General features: G+C 71.8%; 1 protein-coding gene and 1 pseudogene. Both read right to left on the bottom strand.

Annotation, left to right across the window (positions count from 1 at the left end):
- A pseudogene (locus tag ACIG5E_RS39305) lies at positions 1 to 191 on the bottom strand (IS6 family transposase); the annotation flags it as partial.
- Positions 192 to 217: 26 nt separating this feature from the next.
- Positions 218 to 1417, bottom strand: coding sequence for a replication-relaxation family protein (locus tag ACIG5E_RS39300; protein ID WP_396542092.1), 1200 nt, complete (start codon positions 1415 to 1417; stop codon positions 218 to 220).
- Between the last annotated feature and the right edge of the window lie 988 nt (positions 1418 to 2405).

Here is a 2405-nt window from a genome sequence, read left to right as displayed (position 1 = left end):
TCGGCGTAGGACTGCCCGAACTTCAGGCACCACCGGCGCACGGTCTCGTACGAGACGACCACACCGCGCTCCAGCATCAGCTCCTCGACCTCGCGAAAGCTGAGCGGAAAGCGGAAGTACAGCCACACACAGTGCGAGATGACCTCCACCGGATACCGGTGGCCCCTGTACGACGGCGGCACGGACGACATCGGCGAACCCCTCCCGACATGACCGACTACAAGATCATCCCGCACCCGCCAGCCAACGTGACAGTGCCGGTGAGGGTCTGCCATTCGCTGCGGCCGAATCGCCACCAGATGGGGCCGAGGAAGCCGTGGCGGCGCAGGCGGTCCACGGTGGTGCCGAGGACGGGGATCTTGCCGTCGAAGGTGGAGTAGACGACGCCCTCGTCCTCCCAGCGGCGGCCGCGCCAGTGGTCCTCGGTGGCGGTGCGTAGGTTCTTGAGGCGCTGGTTGAGGGCCTCGGGGGTGTAGCGGGGCCGGCCGAGCTTGGTGCCCTGGTCGAGGACGAAGAGGACGGGTGGGCGGACGACGTCTTCGTGGCGGTAGCCGTAGGCGGGCGGATTTAGCGAGCCGTACGTCACCTCGAACAGGGGCCGTTCGTGGCCGCCGTCCTGGACGGTCTTGTCGAACCAGCGCTTGTAGTTGTCGAGCTTGGCGGCGACCTGGCGCACGTCCGTCTTCGTGCCCCGGTCCAGTTCCAGGAACAGGACCGGGATGCCGAGGTCCGGCGCGCGTAGTACGGCGTCGGGGATGACGGTCTGTTTGCCGGTGATGGTGTGGGCGACTTCGGTGGCCCAGTCGTCGAGGCCGCCGGGCAGCGGGCCGCAGGGCAGGGCGCGGCGGGGTGGGGCGTCGCGTTCGTGTTTGCGTGGTGGGGCGCCGTGGGTGGTGGTGCCGGTGACGGCGGTGATGATGATCTCGTTGACGAGCATGGCGTGGGGTGCGCCGGTGCCGCCGGCGCCGCGGGCGTGGCCGCCCATGTCGCGGTCGTCGCCGAGGGCTTCGGCGGCGGCGAGCAGGCCGAGCGGGGTGAGGCCGACGATCTTCTCCGCGCCGGGCCCGCCGGGCTTCGGTTTGGAGCCGGCGGCCTTGTCTGCGGTCTTGTCGCCGGGTTTGCGGCTGGGTGGGCGGGTGGTGCCGCGTGGCTCGACGAGCTTTTGCTTCTCCAGGTCGCGAACGGCTTCGGCGACATGCTCGGTGCGGTTGTGCTCGCGGTCGTCGGGGTCGTTGGCGACCAGGGCGTGCAGCTGCTTGTAGGTGGCGACCTTGAGGACGCCGAGGACGGCGAGGACGTCATCGCGTACCGAGCCCCAGGAGCCGTTCGGGTTGCGGGCGGAGCGACGGAAGTGGACCCGGCCCGGCCGGGCCGGCGGCTGCTGGTCGTCTCGGGCGTGCTCCTGGTCCTCGTGCATCTGCCGCTCCCCGTCACGTGGTGCTGATCTTCCCCTGTCTCTCTACCTCACGGCACCGACACCCGGCCGCCGCCCACCGCCCCCGGCCACCCAGCGCCGACCACCGGGAGGCGCGCGGCCACCCGGCCGCGAGGGGAAGGGGCCAAGCGGACCCGGAGCGGCAACAGGGCCCGACGGACCCGGAGCGAACCCGAGACCGCACCGACCCACCCAACCGCCAACCACCAACACCACAAGCCAAGGACAAGAAGGGGAGGGAAAGGGTTGTCGGCGAGCCTGGCGGCCGTGATTTCGGGCTCTGGCCTGTGGGAATGTCGAAACCCTGGTGCGGGAAGCCACCCGGGGCAGCACCCGGGGACGCCCCCGGGGGTACACCCGGGGATTTGTTCCGCCTCGCCGGGCCTGCGGCGCACACTGACGGCGGCTCACAGCGACCCTGGACGGCCATGCAGAACGCTACCCGCCACGGGTCCGCCGCACGCCGCCCACGGCCGTTCTGGCGCCGCCTCAGGCCCGCAGGGTGCCGAGCGTGGAGACCGTCGGCTCCGGCACCAGGCGCAGCCGGGCCGGCGGTGTCGATGGTGGGGGCGGGCGGCGGCGAGGTACTGGGGGATGACGGCGGTGAGGCCGGCGGCGGCATCCAGGAGGAGCGGGTCCTCGGCGGGGCGCTCCGGCAGGGCTTGGGCAAGGTGGAACGCGGACTCGAGGACGGCGGCCGGGATGGGGATGTGGCGCAGCGTGGCGATGTGGACGGCGGCCTGCTGGGCGGCTTGAGGCGGTTGCGGGCTGGCCGGCGGCCCCGCAACCCAGGCCGCGAAAGGCTCCCGGAACGGCTGGAGGCGGGTGGCTGCTGACAGCCACCCGCCTCCTCGCTTCCTCCGGCGGCTATCGGCCGTTACTGACCTCGGCGCTTCAAGGTGATGGCGGTGGGAGGTCGAGGGAGAGGCCGGTGCCGGAGAGGAAGCCGTCGAGGATGTCGGAGCGGTAC

Source organism: Kitasatospora sp. NPDC053057, from assembly GCF_044546945.1.
In the GTDB taxonomy this organism is placed as follows: Bacteria; Actinomycetota; Actinomycetes; order Streptomycetales; family Streptomycetaceae; genus Kitasatospora.
This window is presented reverse-complemented; position numbering and strand designations above follow the sequence as displayed.